Raw genomic sequence first — 23,128 nt, 5'->3', positions numbered from 1 at the left:
TTCACATTTTGTTTCTGCTCTAAAAGACATTTCTTTAGCTTTACAGCCTTTTACTACAGATCACATAATATTCCTTTCATGAACTTTAAAAAAATAAACAACCTCAGCGGATGGATTGTTTTTGCCATTGCCTTTATTGTTTATTTGACCACAATGGAGCGAACGGTAAGCTTCTGGGACTGCGGCGAATTCCTGTCCACGGCTTACCGGCTTGAGGTAGGTCATTCTCCGGGCGCACCTTTATTTATGCTCCTGGGACGACTTTTTGGCATGTTTGCCGCGCCTACACAGGTAGCTGCCTGGATCAACAGCCTGTCGGCGCTCACCAGCGGCCTTACGATCCTGTTCCTGTTCTGGACCATTACGCACTTTGCGCACAAGCTATTGGTCAAAGAAGGCGAGGAGCTTACCCCTTCGCGGTTGGTAGCCATCATCGGATCCGGTGCAGTAGGCGCCTTGGCCTATACCTTCTCCGATACCTTCTGGTTCTCTGCTGTGGAGGCGGAAGTATACGCCACCTCTTCTTTCTTTACCGCTATCGTTTTCTGGGCGATCCTTAAGTGGGAGCATCATGCGGATGCACCACATGCCGACCGCTGGCTGATCCTCATCTCTTACCTGATGGGCTTGTCGATAGGCGTGCACCTGCTCAACCTGCTGACGTTGCCGGCCCTGGCCATGGTTTATTACTTCCGTCGGTACAAAGTAACGCTTACAGGGGGTATTATCGCTTTTGTGCTGGGCTGCGTGCTCCTGGGTTCGGTACAGGTAGGCCTGATCCAGGGTATACCTATCCTGGCCTCAAAATTTGAATTGCTGTTTGTCAACAGCTTCGGTCTTCCGCTCGACAGCGGCGCACTTTTCTTTGTCCTGCTGTTGGCCGCGGTATTGGTCTTCATTATTCGCTGGGCCAGGAAGAAGGGTAAATACCTGCTGCACGTAAGTATGCTCTGCATCGTGTTTGCCCTTATCGGCTACTCCAGCTATGTCTGCATCATTATCCGCTCCAGGGCCAATGTGCCTATCGATATGACCAACCCCGACGATGTGCTGAGCCTGTTGTCGTATCTGCAGCGCGACCAGTATGGCGAGCAGCCCCTTCTTTTCGGTCCCGATTATAATTCGGAGCCTACGGGAGCGGGCAAAAGCAAACCGGTCTACGCCGAGCGGACCGATGATGCCGGCAAGACGCGTTACGAGCTCATCGGCACCCGCTACAGCGGCTACGAGTACCCCTCCGACCAGATGCGGTTCTTTCCTCGTATATACGATGCGGGTCATGCCTCTTTCTATAAAAATTACCTGCAGCTAGGCGAAGATGAGCGCGCTTCGGCATCCCAGAATTATGCTTTCTTCTTCCGCTACCAGCTCAACTGGATGTGGTGGCGCTACTTCATGTGGAACTATGCGGGACGCGAGAATGACTTTGCCGGCACCAGCTATGGCGAGCCGCAGAACGGCAACTGGATATCCGGTATCGGCGCAGTAGATAAAATGTTTGGCCGCGGCGATATCAACCAGCTGCCGGAATACTATAAGCACAACAGGGCGCGCAACCAATATTACCTGCTCCCGTTCATACTGGGTATCCTGGGCCTTGTCTACCAGTTCAACCGCGACAAGCGGGACGGGATCGTGCTGGGACTGCTGTTCTTCTTTACCGGGATCGCTATCGTGCTCTATCTTAACAACACGCCGCAGCAGCCCCGCGAAAGGGACTATGCCTATGCCGGCGCCACCTATGCTTTTGCGGTGTGGATCGGGCTGGGTGTGCTGATGGTGACCGGCTGGCTACGTAAGGGGCTGAAGCGGGGCGTTACCGCACCCGCGCTGGCCACAGCCTTGTGCCTTATTGCAGTACCCTTCCTGATGGCCAAAGAAAACTGGGATGATCACGACCGCTCCCGGAAAACATTGGCACGCAGCACTGCTTACAATGTGCTGAGCAGCTGCGACAGCAATGCAATCCTCTTTACCGTGGGTGACAATGATACCTATCCCCTGTGGTATATGCAGGAGATCGAAGGCTATCGTACCGATGTGCGCATCATTAACCTGAGCCTGCTGGGTATCGACTGGTATATCGATCAGCTGAATTATAAGATCAATAAAGCCGATGCCGTACCGATGATCTGGAAGCCCAAGGACTATGAGGCAGAAAAGCGGAACGTGGTCGTTTATCAAAAGCTGCCGGGGGTACCGCAGGACCGTTACATCGACCTGGAGCAGGTGCTGAAGTTCACGGTATCCGACGACCCGCAAACCCAGGTACAGTCCCGCAGCGGCGATTCCTATAACATATTGCCGACAAAGAATGTGTCGATAAAGGTGGATAAGGACGCCGTGCTGCGCAATGGCCTGGTAAGCCCCGCCGACTCAGCTAAGATCAGCGGTGAGATCCTCTTTACTTTACCCAAAGATCAGCTGTACAAGCCCGACCTGGGTATCCTGAACATTGTAGCCGGCGTGGCCCGCGACGGCTGGAAGCGGCCCATCTACTTCAGCGCCGGATTCCCCGGTGGTGGCGACTTCCAGGGCCTGGACGAATATATCCAGCTGGAAGGCCTCGCCAACAAGCTGGTGCCGATACGGGTACAGAATTCCTCGCCCGAATCAGGCGCGCCGCAAATGGCCAATACCGGCAAGAGCCTGGACCTTTATCTCAACAAGTTCCTTTGGGGCGGTACGGAGCAAAAGAATATCTACTTTGACGAAAAGAATAAGGCCATGCTGATGACCTACCGCCTGAGCGGCGCCAAAGTAGCCGATGCCCTCGTACGCGAAGGCCGTAAAGCGGATGCCATCCAACTCCTGGATAAGATCACGCAGAATATCACCTACGAGTCGTACCAGTACGATCAGACCATGTGGAGCGTAGTAGCCGCCTACTACCAGGCCGGTGCTCCGGATAAGGCCCGTAAGCTTGCCGATATCATTGTTCGCGACAGCAAGCAGATGATCGCTTACATCGCTACCCTGAAGAGCGACGACGCCCGCGGCCTGGCTATCAGCGTGGACGGCAAGCCCAGCCTGGGCGCGATGCAATATATGGCGCAGGTAGCCCAGCAATCAGGCGACAATGCCAGCGCACAAAAATGGAACAAGGACCTGCAGGACGGCGCACGCCTGCTGGGTATACCGCTGCAATAGACTATTCATTGATGAAATGCTCCCGGTGCACTTACCGGGAGCATTTTCTTTTATACAAGGCCGATTGGCAGGGATGCTGTAATTTTGCGGCCAAATCTTAAGCTTCTTCCGATAATGAAATACCTGCTGCGCCTCAGCCCGCTGTTCCTGCTTTTTGCCGCCTCCTGCACCGATGTCCGCATCAAGGAGCATCCTGAATGGAAATCTTACTTCGACGCCGAAAAGGTAGATGGCTGCTTTGAGCTCTACGACAACAATAAAGAGATAGCGCATTACTACAACAGGGAGCGCTGCGCCCAGCGCTTTTCACCCGCGTCCACATTCAAGATCTTCAATTCGCTGGTAGGCCTGGAAACGGCCGTGGCTCCAGACGAGCAGCTGGTGATCAAATGGGATGGTATCAAGCGCTGGAACGAAGACTGGAACAAGGACCTGACCATGGCCCAGGCCTTTAAGGTAAGTGCGCTCCCTTATTACCAGGAGCTGGCCCGCCGCATCGGAAGGGAAAAGATGCAGCATTACCTCGATACCGTCAAGTACGGCAATATGGAGATCGGCGACAGCGTGGATGCATTCTGGATCAACCACAGGCTGCGTATCTCGGCCGATGAGCAGGTGGGTTTTATCAAAAGGCTGTACCATACCGAGCTGCCCTTCAGCGAACGCACACAGCGCATTGTAAGAGGCATGATGCTGCAGAAAGAAGCCCCGAACTATAAGCTGTACTACAAGACCGGGTGGAACAATTCCGGTGGCAACCTGCTCTGGATCGTAGGCTATGTAGAAAAGTCGGAAGAGCTGAAAAATGTAGAGACCGGCAAGCTGGAGCAGATACCGCACCCTTACTTCTTTGCGCTCAACTTCAGCACCAGCGCTGCCGATACTGCACGGGATCTGAAAGCAATACGCCTGCAGCTGCTGCAACAGCTGCTCGATGCCAACGATATCGGGCATTAAGATTATCAAATTTTCGCATAGACAGAAGGCAACCCTCCGGGCTGCCTTCTGTCTATTTACGCTTACTTTAGTTTAAAATATTCTTTGCCGTTCGGCCCAGTCCATGCCCTCTGGAAGTACTGCATTGCTGCATTCCAGGTGCAGCACCCGCCGTCTTTTTTCAGCTGTGCTGCGCGAGGAAGCGTGCAGCAGCAAGGGTCTCATCAACATTACACCGCCGGCGGGCACAGCGCAGATCTCTTCCCGTTCCCTTGACCAATCGATGGTTTCGGGACGGTAAATGCCCTTCCTATGCGATCCCGGCACTACGCGCAGCGTGCCATTAGTCTCATCGGTATCATCCAGGTGAATACGCAAAGTAAGATTGCGCTCAAGCAACGCTACGGGTGGTTGCACGGCAAACTGCTCATCCTTCCTCGTCCAGGGATCATAACCGGGGGCTTCTGTTCTCTGATCGACGGCAATAGTAAGGTCCTGGTGGTAAGCTACAAACCAATTGGAAGTCGCCGGCTTATCAAAATAGATGGTCTTGCTGATAAAGTAATCCGGGCCGGCGTAATCATGGACGATTTTCTTCAGCGCCGGTGTCAATACAAGCGAAGTAAGGCCGGGCAATTCAGTGAACACATGCCGTATGGCAAACAGATCCCGGCTGCGGCGAAAAGCCGTACCGGCAGCGGTTGCGCGGTCGATGACTTCCGTGATCGCGCCACATGCTTCAGCATTCAATATGTTATCCAGGACCAGGTAGCCCTTGTCCTCCAATTGCTGTCTCATAGTTTTCGGTTCTTCCGCGCGAAAAAATCTTCTTCCAGCAGCGCGTATTCGTAGCAGTCTACCCATTCGCCTCCTATCGGCAATACTTTACGGCGATGCCCTTCCCTGAGCATACCCGCTTTTTCGAGTACGCTTATCGAACCGGCATTCCCAATGGCACAGCCGGCTTCCACACGATGCAGGGCAAGCGTTTCGAAGGCAAACTGCAGCATCCGCTCCAATGCTTCTGAGGTGTATCCCCGGCGCCAGTGATCTTTATGAAGCTTATACCACACTTCTGCGCTTTGCTTTTTGGGTACAGCCAGGTTCATGCCGATGAGGCCGGCAAACCGCTGGCGGTCTTTCAGTATCATAGCCATAATAAAGCTGGTACGGGGTACCTGCACCTGTGCGGTGCGCCAGGTCGCAACGAGGTCGTGGGTTACACTGATATCAGCAGGTATGCCCATCGTATTGTATTGATCCGTCTCCGGAAGTGTGTGCAGCACATGGATAGCCGGGACATCAGTCATACCGACGTCGCGGAGCAACAGTCTGGGTGTTTCAAAAGAAAGCATCGGGAAAAAGGCTTAAGCCATGCTGAGATCTTTACCGGTTACCTTCATCAGGTTGCGGGCAGCCGCTGCAATGGCAGGCGCATCAAAGCCGCATTCGCGGTATTGTTCATCCGGCTTGCCATGCTCGATCACGCGATCGGGGATACCCAGTATCGTAACGGAAGGCTTGTAGCCATGGGCATTGAAGAATTCCAGCACTGCAGACCCCATACCACCCTGGATGCAACCATCTTCTACCGTGATGATCCGGGAGAACCTGCGGCCGATCTCATGCAGCATCTTTTCGTCCAGCGGCTTTACAAAACGAAGGTCATAATGTGCAGCGCTGATATTATCTTCCTCAAGCTCTTTACAGGCTTTTTGCGCGAAATTACCGGGATGACCGATGCTGATAATGGCCAGGTCGGTACCCTCGCTGATCTTACGGCCCTGCCCGATCTGTATTTTTTCAAAGGGGGTGCGCCATTCCGGCATCACACCCTGTCCGCGGGGATAGCGGATCACGAAAGGATTTTTGGTTTCTTCCAGCTGTGCTGTATACATCAGGTTACGCAGCTCCTGCTCATTCATCGGCGCGCTCACGACCATATTGGGGATGCAACGCATATAGGCCAGGTCGTAAGCGCCCTGGTGCGTACCGCCATCATCGCCTACCAGGCCGGCACGGTCGAGGCAGAAGATCACGGGCAGGTTCTGTATGGCCACATCATGGATTACCATATCATATGCACGCTGCATGAAGCTGCTGTAGATGTTGCAGAATACTTTCATACCCCTGGTGGCCAGTCCGGCGCTTACCGTTACGGCATGCTGCTCGGCAATACCTACATCCAGTGCGCGGTCGGGCATTTCGGCCATCATGTATTTCAGGGAGCAGCCGGAGGGCATAGCCGGTGTAATACCCATAACTTTCTCGTTGGCTTTGGCCAGCTCGATAATGGAATGACCGAACACATCCTGGTATTTGGGCGCCTGCGGCGTATTGTAAACCACTTTGTTGATCTTACCGGTAACCTTGTCGAACAGACCTGGAGCGTGCCACAGCGTCTGATCTTCTTCGGCCAGCTTGTAGCCTTTTCCTTTTACGGTCTTTACATGCAGGATCTTGGGGCCCTGTATATCGCGCAGGTCGCGTAGGATATCGACCAGCTTGGTCACATTGTGCCCGTCTACCGCGCCGAAGTAGCGCAGTCCCAGCGCTTCAAACAGGTTGCTGGATTTGGATATAGCTCCTTTGACGCTTTCCTTCACCTTGGCAGCGATCTCCCGCTGAAAATCGGCGTAAGGCAGCTTGCCCAGGAGGTTCCACAGGTCGTCGCGCAGCCTGTTATAAGCATGGGAAGTGGTAATATCGGTCAGGTATTCCTTGAGCGCGCCCACATTAGGGTCGATGCTCATGTTATTGTCATTGAGGATAATGAGGATATTGGCATTGCTTACCCCCGCATGGTTCATCGCTTCGAAAGGTAACCCTGCGGTCATCGCGCCATCGCCGATCACGGCAATATGCTGGCGATCCGTCTCCCCTTTAAGCTTGCTGGCAATAGCCATGCCCAATGCAGCGGAGATGGAGGTTGAAGAGTGCCCGACACCGAAGGTATCGTACTCGCTTTCTTCCCGGTTGGGAAAGCCGCTGATCCCATTCAGCTTACGGTTGGTATGGAATACACTGCGCCGGCCGGTAAGTATCTTATGACCATAAGCCTGGTGACCTACGTCCCATACGAGCTGGTCGTAAGGCGTATTCATGACATAATGCAGCGCCACGGTCAGTTCCACTACACCCAGGCTGGCGCCGAAATGGCCGCCATTCACACTCACGCTATCGATAATGAACTGACGCAGCTCGTTACATACCTGCTGCAATTGCAATTTTTCCAGCTTCCTCAGGTCGGAGGGGAACTCAATGGTGCTGAGCAGAGGACCGGCTTCTATCTGCATGCCAAATATTTTAAGAATAACAGGCAAAAATAAGAATAATTATGCTTTAACCCCGATTTTACAAGGTAAATATCGCCCTATCTACGGCCTTTGTGGCCATTTTTTGTGCCCGGGAACCGGAAAAATAATTAAAGTACGGGGATCAGGCGGCAATCTCCCTGCTTATCGGGCAAAAGCCGGTACCTTTGCGGCCTCAATGCAACAAAAGATGAAATACCTGGGTACATGCGGCATAACCGGGCTGCTGGCATTGCTGATCGCCCTCAGCGCCTTCAAAAAAGACGAGCTGGGCTCCTGGAAAGAAAAGCAGCTGATGCTTCCTGAGCTCCTGGCCGGCCGCATAGTCAAAGGCGATACCAGCAACCTGCTCATCCTGAATACCGGTCCGGTGGAAGACATTAAAGGCGCTGTCAATATCGGTGCCGTGGAAGATGCCAAAAACCTGACCAGGCTGAAAGATTACCTGCAGCAGGTACCCAAAGACAAGGAGATCGTGCTGTATTGCGGCTGCTGCCCGCTTTCGGTATGTCCCAACCTGCATCCGGCCTACGATATGCTGAAGGGTATGCGCTTCAGCAACTATAGGGTGCTGCGCCTGACCCACGATCTGCAGGAAGACTGGATCGATAAAGGATACCCTGTACAGCCGTAGATGCACTTTCGGACTCTTATAGGGTTTGAAACCCTATAAGAGTCCGAAAGTGCAGAAAGAAAATATTTTTTGCCCGTTGCGCTTTAGCAACGCATTTTTGCAGCATGATGGCCATACCCACCCAGGAAGAACTGAAAGAAGGCACTGTGCTGCTGATCGATAAACCCTTGCGCTGGACCTCTTTCGATGCGCTGAACAAGCTGCGCCGGCTGATGAAGGCCAAGATAGGCCATTGCGGCACGCTGGATCCCCTGGCCACCGGCCTGCTGATCTGCTGCACCGGCAAAATGACGAAGCGGATCACTGAATACCAGAAGCAGGAAAAAGAATATACCGGTATCATCCACCTGGGCGCCATTACTCCCACTTACGATCTCGAATCGGAACCCGAACAATTCAAACCTACAGACCAGCTTACCGAGGAACAGATCAGGGCGGCTACCGCAGAGTTTACCAGCACGATCATGCAGATCCCTCCCGCGCATTCGGCGATAAAAAAGGATGGTAAACGCGTGTATGAGCTGGCCCGGGAAGGTAAAGAAGTAAAGCTGGATCCCCGCCCGGTTACCATTACCACCTTCGAGCTTACCCGCATTGCCCTGCCCGAGGTCCATTTCCGTGTTGTATGCAGCACCGGTACCTATATCCGCTCCCTGGCCAATGATTTCGGTGCGGCCCTGGGCTGTGGCGGCTACCTGCAGGAGCTACGGCGCACAAAGATCGGCGCGTTCAGCGTTGACGAGGCCCTTACCGTGGAGCAATGGGTTAAAGCCCTGAAGCCTGAAACCGCTCCGGAGTAGCATCTTCGTTACCAGGAATGCATTTACTTACATTAGCTATGGTTGTCTCACACTTTACAGTATGTTCTAAAGAAGATATTGGCGGTAGCACCAACCTTAAGGTTGCTTTCATCGGGCGTGCTGACTATTTACGTATAAGATGCTGCCCGATACAGACAGGTCGGAATGTGTATGGAAGACACGGTCTTTGTTTTTGTTCCTAATTTTACACCCACTCCCCTAGAGGCATTGGCTACATGGTGCACAAAACCCGCGGTATCGTTCTCCGAACCGTAAAATACGGCGAGACCAGCCTGATCTGCACGGTATTTACCGAGTTGCTGGGTATGCAGTCGTATATGGTGAAAGGTGTACGCAGCGGTCGTGCCAGGAGCCGGAAAGCGAACGCGCTGTTTCCTTCTTCCATACTCGATATGGTGGTCTACGAACAGCCTCAGAAGAACCTGCAGCTCATCAAAGAATATGAGCCTGCGGTGATCTACCAAAGCCTTCACGAAGATGTGGTAAAGAATGGCATTGCGCTATTTGCCGTGGAAGTGATCGGGCAACTGCTGGCTGCGCTTGATCCGCAACCGGAGTTGTTCGCTTTTCTCAAACATTTTTTGCTGCGGCTGGATGAAGCCGCCAGGGCCGATATTGCCAACTTCCCGCTGTACCTCGTCATCCAGTCGGCCCGGCTATCGGGCTATTACCTGGCCGGGGAATACAGCGAGGCCTATCCTTTTGTTGATGTGCATGAGGGGCGCTTTGCGGGTGAAGCTTCCCGTTTCCCGCCTTTCATTACGGGAGCGGAAGCGATATTGATGAGCCGGCTCAATTATGCAGCCACGCCGGAGGATATTATGGAGATCAGGATGAGCGTGCAGGAACGCCGGCATCTGCTGGATCATTTTCTTTTTTTCCTGCAGCTGCATGTACCGCATTTCAGGCCTTTGCGTTCGCTCGATGTGCTCAAGGCTATTCTTTATTAGGCGCGGGTTTGCGGCCTATGATGCGGTTGCCCAGCTTTTTGAGGTATTTCGTAAAGAAACGGAACTGGCCCAGGGGAATGCTGATCACGAGTACACATAAAGGCCACAGGATCGTGACCATAAGCACATAAATGACCACCCAAAGCACTTTATGATCCGGTCCGATCACATGCATCAGCTGCCGTCCGATATAGCCGCAGGCCGAACCGCCCAATGCAAAGGTGCACAGGATCAGGATCACCTGGAGTATGTTTTTCACCTGCCATTTATGCTTGAGCCGGGTAAGCCAGCCGACTTTCGCTCCGTCATTCTGCGGAGCATCCAGCGCCTCCTCGTCTCTCTCACTTGCTTCTTTGCAGCAGCTTTTCATGGATTATCGGTTAAGTGCCAAAAATAAAGGTTCCGCTCCTGTGCCTCTTTCAAAATCGGGAAATTTTATTGGCCGGCTATTTCGTTCTTTTCATTCAATGCCGCCCACAGCTCATCCTTCAGTTGCTGAAGACCCTGGTTGGTCACAGAGGAGATAAAGAGATGGGGAACACCCTCAGGCAGCTCCTTAGCGATCTCACTCTTCAGCTCTTCATCAAGCATATCGCTCTTGCTTACGGCTATGATGATCTTTTTGTGCAACAGCTCGGGGTTGTATTGCTCCAGCTCATGATGCAGTATCCTGAACTCTTTTGCATGGTCTTCGCTGTCGGCAGGAATAAGGAACAGCAGCACCGAGTTGCGCTCGATATGGCGCAGGAAGCGGTGTCCCAGGCCTTTTCCTTCTGCAGCGCCTTCAATGATTCCCGGAAGGTCGGCCATGCAAAAAGATTGTTCGCCCCGGTAAGCGACCATACCCAGCTGGGGCGTCAGCGTTGTAAAGGCGTAATTGGCTATCTTGGGTTTAGCCGCCGAGATAGACGACAGCAGGGTAGATTTGCCGGCATTGGGGAAGCCAACCAGGCCTACATCGGCCAGCACTTTCAGCTCAAGGTATTTGTAACCTTCTACTCCCGGCTCGCCGGGTTGTGCATATTCGGGCGCCTGGTTGGTCGGCGATTTGAAAAAGGTATTACCCCTGCCGCCGATACCGCCGGGCAGCCAGATCACTTCCTGGCCGTCTTCCAGGATCTCGGCTTCCACCTCGCCGGTTTCTGCATCTTTGGCAATGGTACCAAGGGGCACTTCGATAATAATGTCCTTTCCGCTACGTCCTGTACAGTTGGCGCCGCTGCCGCGTTCGCCATCCTCGGCATGCACATGCTTGTAATACCGCAGGTGCAGCAGGGTCCAGAGCTGGGTATTGCCCCGTAGTATGATATGACCGCCGCGGCCGCCGTCGCCGCCGTCGGGGCCGGCGTTGGCATTGAACTTGGTATGCGCAAAGTGCATGCTTCCTGCCCCGCCCTTACCGCTGCGGCAGAAGATGCGTATATAATCTACAAAATTCGCTTTATCCATTATTGGCTTATTCCTGCAGCGTAGTGCTGCAAATGATCTGCAAAGATCATATATTTTTTCCTGACTCCCTTGATAAGCGCATAGAGGTCACCGATAGTTCACCGAAAAAAGCGGTGCGGGAGGCTATCCCGCACCGCTTCAGGGCATCATCAACGATGGCCTTATTTCACATATTGATCGATCACCTGGCACAGCTCATCGAAAATGACATCGATATCGCCGATGCCGTTGACATGATGCAGCTTGCCCTGGCTTTCGTAGTGAGGCAGCACATGAACGGTCTTACCGAAGTATTCGTCGATCCGCTTGACCAGCTTCTCAGCAGCATCATCGGGGCGGTTGCTTACTTTATGCCGTTCAGCGATACGTTTTCTCAGCTCTTCTTCATTTACATCCAGCGCGATGACCGTACCGATTTTATCACCACGGCCTTCAAGGAACTTGTCCAGCGCCTCAGCCTGGGCTACGGTACGGGGAAACCCATCGAAGATAAACCCTTTGGCTTCCGGATGCTTCCCGATCTCCTCTTCCAGCATAGCTATGGTCACCGCATCGGGAACCAGCTCGCCTGAGGCGATCAGCGCATTTACTTTTTTACCCAGCTCGGTTTCCTGCTGGATATGCGCCCTGAACAGATCGCCGGTAGAGATGTGTACCAGCCGATATTTGTTGATCAGCTTGGCCGATTGTGTTCCTTTACCTGCACCCGGGGGGCCAAAAAGTATCAGATTAAACATAGGCTTCAAGATTTTTTGAACGCTGCAAAAGTACGCAATGAAAAACAAAGAAGCGACCTGATATAGATCAATTTTGCAATAACTGCATCAGCTCATCCTGCACAGCATTGCCTTTGTTCAGGGTATACCAGGTATGCATTTCCTTTTCAAATTCTTCGAAGGAAACCGGCGCCGGGTTGTTCTTCCAGGCTGTGAGCAGGGCTTGTGCGGTTACCGGCCTTGGCCCCCAGCGGAAAAGCTGTTCCCCTTCTTTAGTGAAAGCGGCCAGTATAGGAATGCTGCGCGAGGCACCGGTAAGGTACTGATCCATGATCTGCGGGTTCTCGTCGCGCAATACAATATGCAAGTCCACCTTACCTTTCGAGGCTTCGGCCATGCGGGCAATTGCCGGCAGGTTCTGCGCGCTGTCACCACACCAGCCTTCGGTGATCACCCACCAGTCCTGGGCGGTAACATTTTCCATAAATGCAGCGATATCTGCTCTCAGCTGGAAGGTCTTGTCCCAGCGGTGCATCCTTTGCAGGTTGAGGCGGGCATAATGGAGATAATCGTCGCTCTGGTTGGGGCCTGTCGTCTTGCCTTCTGTCATCAAGGCTTCGAGCAGCCGTACAAATTCGGTATAGCTGTATTGCTGCTTGGCGGTTTCAAAAATAGTCATGCGTTAATCGGATACTTTAGATAATGAGACAAAGGTATAAGATGCATTCAATGTTCCAGCAACCGCTGTCTGATGCCGGCGCCGGCTTTGATGTATTCGCCGGGCTGCATACTGTCCAGCGTAACGCTGCCTATGCTGTAACGGATCAGCCGCAAGGTAGGCAGGCCTACGGATGCGGTCATCTTACGTACCTGCCGGTTCTTTCCTTCGGTGAGCCGCAGCGACAACCACGAAGTGGGTATATGCTGCCGGTAACGGATCGGCGGATGGCGCTCCGGTACGGAAGGTTCGGGCTGCAGCTGCCGCACCGATGCTTTCCGGGTATGATAAGCTTTGCCATTGACGGTAATCGTGGTACCGTTGCGTAAGGTCTCCAGCGCCGCTGCATCCGGTATGCCTTCCACCTGCGCCCAATACTCGCGCTCGTGTATGAAAAGCGGATTCAGCAGCTGATGGTTCAGCTGCTTGTCATTGGTAAGCAGCAACAGCCCTTCGCTATCATAGTCCAGCCGGCCCACAGGATAAATATCTTTTTTGATACCGCTAAGGAAGTCGGCCAGTGTTTTTTTATCGCCTTCTGCCGAAAACTGCGACAATACCTGGAAGGGTTTATAAAAAAGATAATAATCGAAGGCCATATACATAATTAAATTAGGCATAGTAAAACCTGCGCCAGAAAAGGGTTTCAGGTTTATACAAAGAAAAAGCCCGGCGTTTTTACAGCCGGGACTTTTATGAGGAGGGGTTAGTAAGTACTAATGTTTACACAATATTAATAAGTATTTTTTTCTTTGAAAAATTTTTTGAAAAAAAATATTCACAAAACACGAAAAAATGTGGATAACAATAATGGCGCGATAACCTTGCAGTAGGTGAATTATCCGGTACTGATGTTCTGCTAACGGCGCCAGCATACCTCATAAACGACATATCAATTCTCCGTAGCGCATCTTATCTTTGCTGCATAAAAACAATACCCGTATGCGTTTTGAACGTCCTTTACCTGCCGCGTGGATTGCTGACTTTATCGACGCCCGTTTGGTAGGCGATGCAACAGCGGAAGCTACCGGGATCAACGAAATTCATAAAGTTGAGCCCGGAGATATTTCTTTCGTCGACTTTGAAAAATACTATGATAAATGCCTGCGTTCTGCTGCTACTTTTATTATCATCGATAAGGAAGTAACAGCGCCGGAAGGTAAAGTCCTGTTTGTATGCGCCGATCCCTTTACTGCTTATGTGAAGCTGGTAAAGCATTTCCGCCCCTTTGAACCCGCTTCCAAACCGATCAGCGACAACGCTGTGATCGGCGAAGGCACTATAGTCCAGCCCGGTGTATTCATCGGTAATCATGTGATCATCGGCAAAAACTGTCTTATCCATCCCAATGTAACGATCTACGATCATACCATTATCGGGGACAATGTGATCATACATGCCGGCGCTGTACTGGGCGCCGACGCTTACTACTACAAACGCAGGAGAGATCGTGCATCGCAATACGACAAGCTGGAAAGCTGCGGTCGTGTGGTAATCCACGATGATGTGGAAATAGGTGCGGCGACGACCATAGATAAAGGCGTGAGCGGCGATACGATTATCGGCCAGGGTACCAAGATCGACAACCATGTGCATATCGGCCATGGCGCGGTGATCGGCCGCAATTGTCTTTTTGCAGCGCAGGTAGGCATCGGCGGCAAAGCGATCATAGAAGATGAGGTGATCCTGTGGGGACAGGTAGGGGTGAGCAAGGATCTTACCATAGGCAAAGGCGCGGTTGTGTATGCGCAAAGCGGTGTGCCTTCTTCGCTGGAAGGTGGTAAAACTTATTTCGGATCTCCGGCCGAAGAAGCCAGGACTAAAATGCGGGACCTGGGCTGGATCAAACGAATCCCCTGGATATGGGAAAAAGTAAAAAATATGGATACGCCCGATAAATAGCATAACTATATATAACCAAGCCTTCCGCTGATGTGGAAGGCTTGGTTTTTTATGCGATCATCGCCAGTATTTCCGATGCGGCGCGCTCAGAAGCCTTATCGCTGCCCAGCAGTTCCCATAGCCTGGTATAGTCGCTCTGCAGCGCTTCCCTGCGTTCGGTATTGTGCAGCAGCTCATCCAGTTCAGCATACAGCTGCTGTTCGTTCAGGTCGTCCTGTATCAGCTCTTTTACTGCGGGCCTATCCAGTATCAGGTTGACAAGCGAGATATACTTTACTTTAATCAGTCGCCTGGCCAGCCAGTAAGACACCGGGTTGCCTTTATAGCATACCACTTCCGGTACACCGAACAAGGCGGTTTCCAGTGTTGCCGTTCCGCTGGTAACGAGCGCTGCAGAAGCTTGCTGAAGCAGGTTGTACGTCTGGTCTTTCAGCAGCAGCACATCCAGTCCTGCACAAAGCTCTTTGTAAATCTCGCCACCCTGGCCGGGCGCCTGGGCGATCACAAACTGGTATTCGGGAAAGCGCTTTACCATCGAAAGCATGACGGGCAGCTTTTTGCGTATCTCCTGCGAGCGGCTGCCAGGCAGCAAGGCAACGATCTTTTTGCTGCTGACCGGTGTAAATGTTTTTTTCAGCGCTTCGTCGATCACTTCGGTAAGCGGGTGACCCACATACGTAACAGGGTAACGATGCTTATCGTAGAAGGTTTTTTCAAAAGGCAGGATCACAAGCATCTTATCTACCGAGCGCCTGATCTGTTCGATACGGCCCTCTTTCCAGGCCCACAATTGCGGAGAGATGTAATAGCACACCTTTATCCCCGCTTTCTTTGCCCAGTCGGCAATACGGAGGTTGAAGCCCGGATAATCGATAAGCACCAGCACATCGGGCTTATACGCTAATATGTCCTGCTTGCAGCATTTAATGTTGTTCAATATGGCGCCCAGGTGGCGGATAACTTCCACGAAGCCCATAAAAGCCAGGTCGCGGTAATGCTTGACCAGCGCTGCTCCGGCGGCTTCCATTTTGTCGCCGCCCCAGCAGCGGATATCGGCATGGGGATCCTGCCGGTGCAGGGCTTTGATGAGGTTACTGCCGTGCAGGTCGCCGCTGGCTTCGCCGGCAATGATGTAATAACGCATAAGCTCCGGGATAATCCTGAAAATTCGATAACGAAAGTAGGCAATTAAAGTTCACCCGCAAGGGCTCAACGGTCTGCTTCAACAAGCATATTCCTGGGAATCACGGTACTGGGTCCCAGTGTAAGACCTGCTTTCACAGTGCTGCCGCCGCCAACATAGCAACCGGGATAAAGGTGTGCATAATCTTCGATCACGGCATCATGATCGATGCATACATTGGCATTGACGATCACATGCCGGCCGATACGGGCGCCGGCCTGGATCACAGCATTGGCCAGCACGACCGTTCCTTCACCCAGGATAACATCGCGGGCCACTACGGCAGCAGGATGCACTACCGTACCGGGAGCGACGTCCAGGGCTTCCGCCAGGCGGCGGCGAACCATGTTGTTCCCGATACCGATTACGAGCGGCAAGGCGGCTAATGCAGACGGGATATGATTTACAACGGGCACCTGCTCCAAAGCAGCGGTAGCAGCATGGTCGTCAATAAAGGCGGCAATATCGCCTCCCGCAGCCCTGACGGCATCGGCCACTACCCGTGCATGTCCTCCGACGCCGTATATGAGGTAAGCTTTCATTGCGCTATCACTTTAAGCCGCATCAGGCGGGGCTTGATGAGGTAGAGCAGGATGAGGGGAAGGCAAACGACCGCCCCTGTAAGGATAAAATTGAATGAGGTGAACAGGATAAAGGCATTGATCGCCAGCTGCACCAAGGCATACAAGGTGGCCACCAGCAGATGCGGCACCTTACGTTCATTGGCGAGTATCTGGTAAAAATGCAGCCGGTGGGCTTCAAAAATATTTTGTTTCAGCAACAGCCGATGCATGATCGTCAGTATGGCATCGACGCCGTATACGGCCAGGAAATAGAGATAGCGAAAATCACCGGTGGCGATCATGATCATAGCCAATACGGAAATGATCCAGAAGCCGATGCTGACGCTACCGACATCGCCGGCGAAGCATTTGGCCCGGGTACGGAAATTAAAGAACAGGAATACCAGACAGGCAATGGCGGGAACCAGCAGGTAAGCCGGCGGCATTATCTGCTGTATGCGTTCGTTGAAATACAGGCAGGACAGCAGGATCGCCAGGCTGTAGGCTCCGGTGATCCCATTAATCCCATCCATAAAATTGTAAGCATTAATCGTGCCTATGATCAGGATGTAGCTGATGACGATTCCCCACCAGGGCAAGAGACTGTACAAGCCCAGGCTATACAGCAAAGCCGATACTGCGAGCAGGTGTACAAGGATACGCACTTTATTGGGCAGGCTGCTGACATCATCCCAAAAGCTGACCACACTGATAGCCAGGGTACCAGCCAGCAGGCCAGCCCATTTCAGGTCCCCGCTTTGCAGGCCGAAGAAAACGTAAAACAGCAGCATAGCCACAGGAAAGACGATGCCGCCGCCGCGTATGGTGATGCGGGTATGCGAGCTGCGCTGATTAGGCTTGTCGATGATGTTGTACTTGTCTGCAATACGGAAATAAATCAGCAGTGAAGCAAACAGCAGAACGGCAATCAGGAGATAAATCATACGCGAAAATAATAAGACTATACTGAAGCAAAGCTTCTTATCGTTAATTCAAGGCCGTTCATAGCTTGTACCGGGAATGCCGTAATCCCCAACGTTTCCTTTATTTTATGATTAGACACAACGTAATTACCGGTCAGCTTAGCCAGTCTTTTTGTGTTCAAGGGTAAAGGCAGTACATCGCCTATACGTGCGGCCAACCTTATCATTCCTTTGGGCAAGGTCCATACCTTTCCTTTTTTCCCTGTAATGGCGGCAATCAGGTTCACAATGTCCATCGTAGATACCGGCGCGTCGTCGACCAGGTTATAAATGCCGGAAGGAATGGTATCCATCTGTTCGAGTATCTGTTCCAAAGCGAAATTAAGGTTGGCGACGCTGAGGAAAGAACGTTCGTTGCTGAAGGCGCCTAGCGGGTACGGAATGTTTTTCGATACGATGTTGTATAGAAGGGTCAGATTGCCCTTGTCCCCGGGACCGTGGATCATAGCGGGGCGAAGGATGATGATTTTCTTGTTCTGCGGCAGCTCCTGTTCCAGTAAAAATTGTTCGGCCTGTAGCTTAGACTGGCCATAGGGTGTGGCCGGATGCGGCATTGCATCTTCCCGTAAAACACCATCAATATGCTCATCGGTAACTGCCGCTACTGTGCTGAAATGTATGAACAGCTTCGCATCACTTGCGAGAAAGCATTTGAAAGCTGCTTTGGTTAGCTCTGTATTGACCCTGAAATACTCATCGGCGGTAGCAACGCCTTTATGATCATGCGCTTTGCCGGCGAGGTGAATAACGGCATCGCTTCCACGAGGTATAACCAGATCTTCTGTCTTACGAAGATTCAGCCGGAGCGTTTGTATGCCCCTGCTTTGAAGGTAAGGCAACAGGTTATTGCCTACGAACCCGGTACTTCCGGTAATGCTAACGGTCATCATGTAGTCCGCATATTAAGCGTTCAATGTCTTTCCAAACTTTCTCCTGCTCAAAATCGGCGAGCACCCACTCTCTTCCCCTGATGCCCAATTCCCGGGCCTGTTCCCTGTTTTCATAAAGCAGTCGTATCTTCTCTGCAATATCATCAGGATCATGCCTACAGAACATTCCTGTTTCATCGGCCTTTACGGCATCGATACAGCCGGTAACCTTTGTGGCGATAACAGGCAGCGCCATGGCCGACGCCTCCAGCACCACTGTAGGAAAGCCCTCCCTATACGATGGTAAAATAAATGCATTCATCAAGGCGTAGAAATTGCGGGCATCTTCTACCAGGCCGGTAAATATGATAGTAGGATCGGTTAGTATGTCTTGCTTGGTTTGCTCGTCCAGACTGTCCCGCTCTTCAAGCGGTCCTACAAGCAACAGCTTTATGTTGCGATGCTTAGAACGTAATTGCTTCCAGGCCTGCACCAGCTCCTGTATACCTTTATCGCGGACCAGGCGCCCGACGAAACCTACGACAAAATCGTCTTCAGCAATTCGCAGCTCCTTCCTCATATTATGGATCAGCAGCAGATCGGTATGCACAGGATTGAAATGCCCCCGGGCATCGATACCGTTACAGGAGCCACTGGCCAGGATCACGTTCTTATCTCTTGCACTCAGGTGCTCCTCTTCGCTGATCCTTTTAATAGATTCACTAACACATACGACGCGGGAAGCCAACGCCCCCGTCAGGCGCTCAATGCTTTTCAGCAATGCCCGCTTCAGTCCAGTTGATGTTTCGTACATGATCCCGTGCCGGAAATAAACGGTTGCCTTTACTCCTGCAAGCTTTGCAGCGAGCATGGCGATAAGCCCGCCCTTGGGCGTATGCCCGATCACTGTCCGGATATTATTCTTCCGGATCTCTTTGCTTAACTGCCAAACCGCTTTGAGGTCCTTTAACGGGCTTATGGAACGCAGAATATTGACCTCCAGCGGCACGAAATGCTTTTCTGCCGCATATTTGCTGAAGTGGGGAGAAGGCGAGCTGGCTACATAGAATTGTACCCCCTGCTTCCTGAAGTAGTCGAACTGATCGCCGATAAAGTAGGGCAGGGAAAAGGATATAGAAACGACGTGAAGGATTTTGATTCCTGACTCCATAGAGGTCTGCCGGCAAAATAATCTGGCGCCGGCCTATAATATTATTGACGGGTTAAAGAATGGTATAGTTCCAGATGTGCAGCGACCATTTTCGGGATATCAAATGCCCGGACAAAATTCAAAGCGTCCTCGCTCATTTGTTTTCCTAATATTTTGTTCTCCCTGAGCGAGATTATTTTTGCGCCGAGCTCTCCGGTATCGTTGTTGCTGAACAGGAACCTTTCGTCCGGCACTGTTTTCTCAATACCCGGCACTCTGGCACCCAGGAAAGGAACTCCGGAAGCCAGCGCCTCGAGCGTAACGCCCGAGAGGCCTTCGAAATTAGAAGAAAGCACATTTACATCCACAGTCTTCATCAATGCGATGACATCTGTCCTGAAACCCAGGAAATGAATTCGCTCTGCCAGACCCAGTTCCTGAACGTGTTGCTCATACGCTTCTTTTAATACGCCTTCACCTGCAAGCAATACATGAAAGTCAGACGGCAATGTCTTGAGGGTTTCAATGAGTGCCCGATGATTTTTTTGCCGGTCAAACCTTGCGGCCATCAATATCAGGAAGGGGTCTTTATCCCGGATGCCAAGCTCCTGTAGCAATGCTGCTTTATTTGCCGGCAATATACTATCCAATTGTTTAAGATCAATACCATTATTGATCACCGTGATCCGCTCTTTTACATCGGGAACCCATATAGTCAGACCGTCTCTAACCTCGTTGGTAATAGCAATTATTTTATGGTATTTCCTATAGAAAAAACGATCAACAGGTCTGAAATAAAATTTCCCCCAACGCCGGTTTTGCGTATTGTGTTCCGTAAATACCAGCCGAGGTTGGCTTTTCATTGCGGACAGAGCAAGCGGCAGCCAATACATTGCGGGGAACAAATGGACGTGGATCAGATCATAATGCTTACCGGCAAGGAATTGCTTTAGCAATTTTACTGTGGAAAGCCGGTAAAGACTCACCGCATTCAAGCGATGCACTTCAATGCCGTTCTCTTTCAGCCCGAGTTCATATTCGGGTACATTATTGGTTCCTCCCAGCAACAGCAGCGTTATTGCTACGCCGCTCTCCTGATACATGGGTAATGTATGGACCAACAACTTTTCGGCTCCTCCCCTGCCCAGGTCATTGATTACATGCAAGAGCCTCATTATTTCAATTTTAGATTGGTCACCGCGTTATTGCTTATTTTGTTGCCTTTGAATTGTCCGAGTATCAGCTTGTTTCCCCAGGTGCTGAGTGCTTTGAAATCCACCTGCACATTGTTGTATTGCTCACCGGAGAGATCCTGAAGCTGGTAATCGTGCACAATCAGCGGCCTGGCCTTCCCGTTGAGCTGAACCGTATTATAGCTGTTATTCTCGAAGGAGACATACCATTCGTGATTTTGCAGCAATGTTTTTGCTTTCAGGGCATACCGGCCATCATAGGTCAATACATTACCGATGACCCTGGAAGCTTTTCGCTCCCCCGACGCAGAATGGATAGAGATCAGCGCACGGTCGCGCACCGGCCAGGCGGTCTGCAAGTTCTCAGTAAAGCCTGCATTGGTAATCTGGTTTCCGCTGATGGTAACGGCAGCAGGACGGCCATCAGCTCTTTTCAAAGCGTAGCTATGGATCAGTATACCCAGGTCAGATCCGAAGATCTTGTTACCGTTGATAGTATGTCCGCCAAAATCACCTTCAACGTGTATATTCCGGTCGTATCCCTTGATCGTATTGCCTTGCAACAAACAATTCTCTGTATTATACTCCAGCACAATACCGGCCCGGCCCAGCGATCGGGTGACTGTCACATTGTTTTCTATCCTGTTATTCATCACCCTGGCATTAATTACATTGTCGAGGTAGATACCATCCCCGTAATTATCCACAAATCCTGCGTTGCTTTTGGTAAAATGCAGCCCCCAGCAGTTTGCAACCAGATTGTTGATAATTGATACCTCTGCGCTTCTGTTACTCAGCGGATTGGCAGTTTGCCTGGCATTGCCCACCTTTATGCCCCCGCCATAGAAGCTACCGACATAGCTATTCGTCATTTTTACGGAGGCAATATTATTAAAGACAATGCCGTAGGCATAATTGTCCGTGTTGTAATAGGGATGCTTTGTGGTATAAGGAACATTATTCCCCTTAAGGCAAATACCATTACATTCGATGCTGCCTCCCATTGTCGGTGCAGGGCAATTGATATAAAAAATGGAGCAAAGCGATTTTGTAAATATTGTGGAAGCCCCTTTACTGCCGGCACTGATTGATCCGGCCCCGGATAGCTTTATCTTTTTACCGGCATCCAGACGTATATTGATCGTTCGGGATACAAAATAGTTACCGGCCGGGATACTGATGGTTGCAGCTCCGGCTGCAGATGCTTTATCTGCCGCTTTCTGAAAGGCCGAGGCATCGTCGGTTACACCGTCACCCTTTGCGCCATATTCTTTAACATTGACAACAAGCTGTGCTCTTATTGAAACGCTGGCCAGCAACAGGCATAACAGGGTGGTTATTGATTTTATCATGTTCGGGAAGCAATCAGTTTTTTTCTATATTCATTTGAGAGGAGGATACCACCGTAGATCAACGTTAAATATTCGGCCCTGAACAGCTGTGGACGCTGGTAGAAGCCTAGTCCCAGAAAAAGCATCACAACGAGAAGCTCCGATCGCTTCTTAACCGGCAAGGTGACGAGAAAGAAAAAATAAACATACAGCAACAGGCCAAAGCCATAATTGAAAATGAACAAACGCTGGCTCAGGGCCGGGTATTTGTCTCCGGTATAATCTCCAAAAAAGTAGCTTCCCAGATAATATTTAGGCCCTCCTTCTTTTACAAAGGGCTCGTAAATCCTTTGGGTAAATATCCAGGAGGCATCCCGGTTATCGATAACACCAACAATTTGACCCTGCTCATTGGTTTTCAACCGTCCCAACACTTGCGCATATAAGAAGTCATGTTTGGTCAGGCGGGTGATAGCCTGGTTAGCCCATATCAAAAATCCAACTGCTGCTGCAAGGATTATAAGGCTTAGCGCACCAGCAACGGCTTTGTTGCCTCCTTTCCACAAATGATATAAATATATCGGTGTAACAATAACGATAAAAAACATTGACCAGGAAAAGAGTCCCGCCAGAAAGAATACTCTTTTTTGCCACCTGGTAAGCACCGGGAAAAAGAAGAATAACGCAAATGCACAAAAAGTACCTGTAACACCAGGTTCATCAAAAAGGCCATGAATACGTTGGGGAACATAAACCAGGTTAAAGACAATACCAAAGGTCACTTTATACATGCGCCCATCCCTGGGATGAGCCATCATGAAGCCGGGAAGGTTAATCTTGAGGAGCACAAAAGGATATACAATAAGCGCGGGAATAAGGCTGTAGTAAAGGCCTTTAATAAAGAGACGCGCCACATATTTTTTATCGTTGTCGTCGAGATAAAGAAAGGTCAGCCCGGGAAGAATACGAGCGTAGCTTTTCATAATGCCGGTGAACAAACTATCCTGAAAGAGATACATCCAGCAAAAAGGGATGAACAGCAATGCGGTAAGGACAGTTGTCGCTTTCTGATTTTTCCGGAGTACCAGATAAATGAAAAAAACAACGTTGATTACCTTTGCGAGATTCATCAACATCAGACCCGGGCCACCGAGAAAGTAAACAATATAGGCGTCCGCAAAAATGATGAAGATCAGATTGATCAGGCATAGTTTTTTGAAATGCGCCGTAAGCGTAGCTTCCGTATATGTTACTGCCAGGGACATG

22 protein-coding genes are annotated in these 23,128 nt (G+C 51.1%); 6 read left to right on the top strand and 16 right to left on the bottom strand.

What is annotated here, in order from left to right; all coding sequences use genetic code 11:
• Nucleotides 1-78: 78 nt before the first annotated feature.
• A complete protein-coding gene (locus DZC79_RS15315; protein ID WP_118952478.1) occupies nt 79-3,150 on the top strand; it encodes a glycosyltransferase family 117 protein in 3,072 nt (1,023 codons plus the stop codon).
• 114 nt (nt 3,151-3,264) lie between these two features.
• On the top strand, nt 3,265-4,107 hold the full coding sequence (blaOXA, locus tag DZC79_RS15310) for a class D beta-lactamase (RefSeq protein WP_118952477.1): 843 nt from the start codon (nt 3,265-3,267) through the stop codon (nt 4,105-4,107).
• Nucleotides 4,108-4,179: 72 nt separating this feature from the next.
• On the opposite strand, the gene DZC79_RS15305 is transcribed toward blaOXA, so the two are convergent.
• The 3 genes from DZC79_RS15305 to dxs are packed head-to-tail and all read right to left on the bottom strand — an operon-like array spanning nt 4,180 to nt 7,382.
• Nucleotides 4,180-4,884, bottom strand: a complete 705-nt coding sequence (locus DZC79_RS15305; protein WP_118952476.1) for a phytanoyl-CoA dioxygenase family protein — start codon at nt 4,882-4,884, stop codon at nt 4,180-4,182.
• Nucleotides 4,881-5,441 (bottom strand): GNAT family N-acetyltransferase, encoded by a 561-nt coding sequence (locus DZC79_RS15300; RefSeq protein ID WP_118952475.1) that lies wholly within the window; start codon nt 5,439-5,441, stop codon nt 4,881-4,883. Before DZC79_RS15300 ends, DZC79_RS15305 begins: the two co-directional genes overlap by 4 nt.
• 12 nt (nt 5,442-5,453) lie before the next feature.
• Nucleotides 5,454-7,382 carry a 1-deoxy-D-xylulose-5-phosphate synthase gene (gene dxs, locus DZC79_RS15295; protein ID WP_118952474.1) on the bottom strand — a complete coding sequence of 643 codons (1,929 nt, stop codon included), beginning with the start codon at nt 7,380-7,382 and terminating at the stop codon, nt 5,454-5,456.
• A gap of 196 nt (nt 7,383-7,578) precedes the next feature.
• On the opposite strand from dxs, the gene DZC79_RS15290 reads away from it, so the two are divergent.
• The 3 genes from DZC79_RS15290 to recO all read left to right on the top strand — a co-directional run bounded on the left by DZC79_RS15290 (nt 7,579) and on the right by recO (nt 9,805).
• Nucleotides 7,579-8,034: a rhodanese-like domain-containing protein gene (locus tag DZC79_RS15290; RefSeq protein ID WP_157977182.1), complete on the top strand. Its 456-nt coding sequence runs from the start codon at nt 7,579-7,581 to the stop codon at nt 8,032-8,034.
• Between the two features lie 104 nt (nt 8,035-8,138).
• Nucleotides 8,139-8,834 (top strand): tRNA pseudouridine(55) synthase TruB, encoded by a 696-nt coding sequence (gene truB / locus DZC79_RS15285; RefSeq protein WP_232831844.1) that lies wholly within the window; start codon nt 8,139-8,141, stop codon nt 8,832-8,834.
• A gap of 236 nt (nt 8,835-9,070) precedes the next feature.
• The gene (gene recO / locus DZC79_RS15280; protein ID WP_118952472.1) at nt 9,071-9,805 is read left to right on the top strand and encodes a DNA repair protein RecO; all 735 of its coding nucleotides are present in this window, start codon (nt 9,071-9,073) and stop codon (nt 9,803-9,805) included.
• Here the strand turns inward: recO and DZC79_RS15275 are convergent.
• From DZC79_RS15275 to DZC79_RS15255, 5 genes are all read right to left on the bottom strand, one after another.
• A complete protein-coding gene (locus tag DZC79_RS15275) occupies nt 9,792-10,175 on the bottom strand; it encodes a DUF6787 family protein (protein ID WP_118952471.1) in 384 nt (127 codons plus the stop codon). The genes recO and DZC79_RS15275 overlap by 14 nt on opposite strands.
• A gap of 65 nt (nt 10,176-10,240) precedes the next feature.
• Nucleotides 10,241-11,254 carry a GTPase ObgE gene (gene obgE, locus DZC79_RS15270; RefSeq protein ID WP_118952470.1) on the bottom strand — a complete coding sequence of 338 codons (1,014 nt, stop codon included), beginning with the start codon at nt 11,252-11,254 and terminating at the stop codon, nt 10,241-10,243.
• 161 nt (nt 11,255-11,415) lie between these two features.
• Nucleotides 11,416-11,991: an adenylate kinase gene (locus DZC79_RS15265; protein ID WP_118952469.1), complete on the bottom strand. Its 576-nt coding sequence runs from the start codon at nt 11,989-11,991 to the stop codon at nt 11,416-11,418.
• Between the two features lie 67 nt (nt 11,992-12,058).
• The gene (locus tag DZC79_RS15260) at nt 12,059-12,649 is read right to left on the bottom strand and encodes a thioredoxin family protein (protein WP_118952468.1); all 591 of its coding nucleotides are present in this window, start codon (nt 12,647-12,649) and stop codon (nt 12,059-12,061) included.
• Between the two features lie 47 nt (nt 12,650-12,696).
• Nucleotides 12,697-13,308: a pseudouridine synthase gene (locus DZC79_RS15255; RefSeq protein ID WP_232831843.1), complete on the bottom strand. Its 612-nt coding sequence runs from the start codon at nt 13,306-13,308 to the stop codon at nt 12,697-12,699.
• Between the two features lie 322 nt (nt 13,309-13,630).
• Here DZC79_RS15255 and DZC79_RS15250 point away from each other — a divergent pair, with 322 nt between their 5' ends.
• The gene (locus DZC79_RS15250; RefSeq protein ID WP_118952467.1) at nt 13,631-14,590 is read left to right on the top strand and encodes a UDP-3-O-(3-hydroxymyristoyl)glucosamine N-acyltransferase; all 960 of its coding nucleotides are present in this window, start codon (nt 13,631-13,633) and stop codon (nt 14,588-14,590) included.
• Between the two features lie 49 nt (nt 14,591-14,639).
• Here the strand turns inward: DZC79_RS15250 and lpxB are convergent, their stop codons facing one another.
• From lpxB to DZC79_RS15210, 8 genes are all read right to left on the bottom strand, one after another.
• Nucleotides 14,640-15,734, bottom strand: coding sequence for a lipid-A-disaccharide synthase (gene lpxB, locus DZC79_RS15245; RefSeq protein ID WP_118952466.1), 1,095 nt, complete (start codon nt 15,732-15,734; stop codon nt 14,640-14,642).
• A 65-nt stretch (nt 15,735-15,799) separates the two neighbouring features.
• Complete coding sequence (locus tag DZC79_RS15240) at nt 15,800-16,315, bottom strand: PglD-related sugar-binding protein (protein WP_118952465.1); 516 nt, start codon at nt 16,313-16,315, stop codon at nt 15,800-15,802.
• Nucleotides 16,312-17,280 (bottom strand): MraY family glycosyltransferase, encoded by a 969-nt coding sequence (locus tag DZC79_RS15235; RefSeq protein WP_118952464.1) that lies wholly within the window; start codon nt 17,278-17,280, stop codon nt 16,312-16,314. The genes DZC79_RS15240 and DZC79_RS15235 overlap by 4 nt, the downstream gene beginning before the upstream one ends.
• 17 nt (nt 17,281-17,297) lie before the next feature.
• Nucleotides 17,298-18,209, bottom strand: a complete 912-nt coding sequence (locus DZC79_RS15230) for an NAD-dependent epimerase/dehydratase family protein (RefSeq protein ID WP_118952463.1) — start codon at nt 18,207-18,209, stop codon at nt 17,298-17,300.
• Entirely contained in the window at nt 18,196-19,359 is a 1,164-nt protein-coding gene (locus tag DZC79_RS15225; RefSeq protein ID WP_198666907.1) for a glycosyltransferase family 4 protein, read from the bottom strand. Before DZC79_RS15225 ends, DZC79_RS15230 begins: the two co-directional genes overlap by 14 nt.
• A gap of 41 nt (nt 19,360-19,400) precedes the next feature.
• Nucleotides 19,401-20,513, bottom strand: a complete 1,113-nt coding sequence (locus DZC79_RS15220) for a glycosyltransferase (protein ID WP_118952462.1) — start codon at nt 20,511-20,513, stop codon at nt 19,401-19,403.
• Nucleotides 20,513-21,883, bottom strand: a complete 1,371-nt coding sequence (locus tag DZC79_RS15215; protein WP_118952461.1) for a right-handed parallel beta-helix repeat-containing protein — start codon at nt 21,881-21,883, stop codon at nt 20,513-20,515. The genes DZC79_RS15220 and DZC79_RS15215 overlap by 1 nt, the downstream gene beginning before the upstream one ends.
• Nucleotides 21,880-23,127: a hypothetical protein gene (locus DZC79_RS15210; RefSeq protein ID WP_118952460.1), complete on the bottom strand. Its 1,248-nt coding sequence runs from the start codon at nt 23,125-23,127 to the stop codon at nt 21,880-21,882. The genes DZC79_RS15215 and DZC79_RS15210 overlap by 4 nt, the downstream gene beginning before the upstream one ends.
• Between the last annotated feature and the right edge of the window lies 1 nt (nt 23,128).

It is taken from the genome of Taibaiella helva (assembly GCF_003545695.1).
Taxonomy (GTDB): Bacteria; Bacteroidota; Bacteroidia; order Chitinophagales; family Chitinophagaceae; genus Taibaiella; species Taibaiella helva.
Note: the sequence above shows the minus strand (reverse complement) of the source record. Positions and strands in the feature narration are given on the sequence as shown.

Coding starts and splice junctions, on each gene's coding strand:
- blaOXA (WP_118952477.1), top strand. CDS start 3,265: ATGAAATACCTGCTGCGCCTCAGCCCGCTGTTCCTGCTTTTTGCCGCC.
- DZC79_RS15220 (WP_118952462.1), bottom strand. CDS start 20,513: ATGAGGCTCTTGCATGTAATCAATGACCTGGGCAGGGGAGGAGCCGAA.
- DZC79_RS15315 (WP_118952478.1), top strand. CDS start 79: ATGAACTTTAAAAAAATAAACAACCTCAGCGGATGGATTGTTTTTGCC.
- DZC79_RS15260 (WP_118952468.1), bottom strand. CDS start 12,649: ATGACTATTTTTGAAACCGCCAAGCAGCAATACAGCTATACCGAATTT.
- DZC79_RS15210 (WP_118952460.1), bottom strand. CDS start 23,127: ATGTCCCTGGCAGTAACATATACGGAAGCTACGCTTACGGCGCATTTC.
- DZC79_RS15255 (WP_232831843.1), bottom strand. CDS start 13,308: ATGCCTAATTTAATTATGTATATGGCCTTCGATTATTATCTTTTTTAT.
- truB (WP_232831844.1), top strand. CDS start 8,139: ATGATGGCCATACCCACCCAGGAAGAACTGAAAGAAGGCACTGTGCTG.
- DZC79_RS15265 (WP_118952469.1), bottom strand. CDS start 11,991: ATGTTTAATCTGATACTTTTTGGCCCCCCGGGTGCAGGTAAAGGAACA.
- recO (WP_118952472.1), top strand. CDS start 9,071: ATGGTGCACAAAACCCGCGGTATCGTTCTCCGAACCGTAAAATACGGC.
- DZC79_RS15230 (WP_118952463.1), bottom strand. CDS start 18,209: ATGATGACCGTTAGCATTACCGGAAGTACCGGGTTCGTAGGCAATAAC.
- DZC79_RS15290 (WP_157977182.1), top strand. CDS start 7,579: ATGCAACAAAAGATGAAATACCTGGGTACATGCGGCATAACCGGGCTG.
- DZC79_RS15250 (WP_118952467.1), top strand. CDS start 13,631: ATGCGTTTTGAACGTCCTTTACCTGCCGCGTGGATTGCTGACTTTATC.
- DZC79_RS15215 (WP_118952461.1), bottom strand. CDS start 21,883: ATGATAAAATCAATAACCACCCTGTTATGCCTGTTGCTGGCCAGCGTT.
- DZC79_RS15275 (WP_118952471.1), bottom strand. CDS start 10,175: ATGAAAAGCTGCTGCAAAGAAGCAAGTGAGAGAGACGAGGAGGCGCTG.
- DZC79_RS15225 (WP_198666907.1), bottom strand. CDS start 19,359: ATGGAGTCAGGAATCAAAATCCTTCACGTCGTTTCTATATCCTTTTCC.
- DZC79_RS15300 (WP_118952475.1), bottom strand. CDS start 5,441: ATGCTTTCTTTTGAAACACCCAGACTGTTGCTCCGCGACGTCGGTATG.
- dxs (WP_118952474.1), bottom strand. CDS start 7,382: ATGCAGATAGAAGCCGGTCCTCTGCTCAGCACCATTGAGTTCCCCTCC.
- obgE (WP_118952470.1), bottom strand. CDS start 11,254: ATGGATAAAGCGAATTTTGTAGATTATATACGCATCTTCTGCCGCAGC.
- DZC79_RS15235 (WP_118952464.1), bottom strand. CDS start 17,280: ATGATTTATCTCCTGATTGCCGTTCTGCTGTTTGCTTCACTGCTGATT.
- DZC79_RS15305 (WP_118952476.1), bottom strand. CDS start 4,884: ATGAGACAGCAATTGGAGGACAAGGGCTACCTGGTCCTGGATAACATA.
- lpxB (WP_118952466.1), bottom strand. CDS start 15,734: ATGCGTTATTACATCATTGCCGGCGAAGCCAGCGGCGACCTGCACGGC.
- DZC79_RS15240 (WP_118952465.1), bottom strand. CDS start 16,315: ATGAAAGCTTACCTCATATACGGCGTCGGAGGACATGCACGGGTAGTG.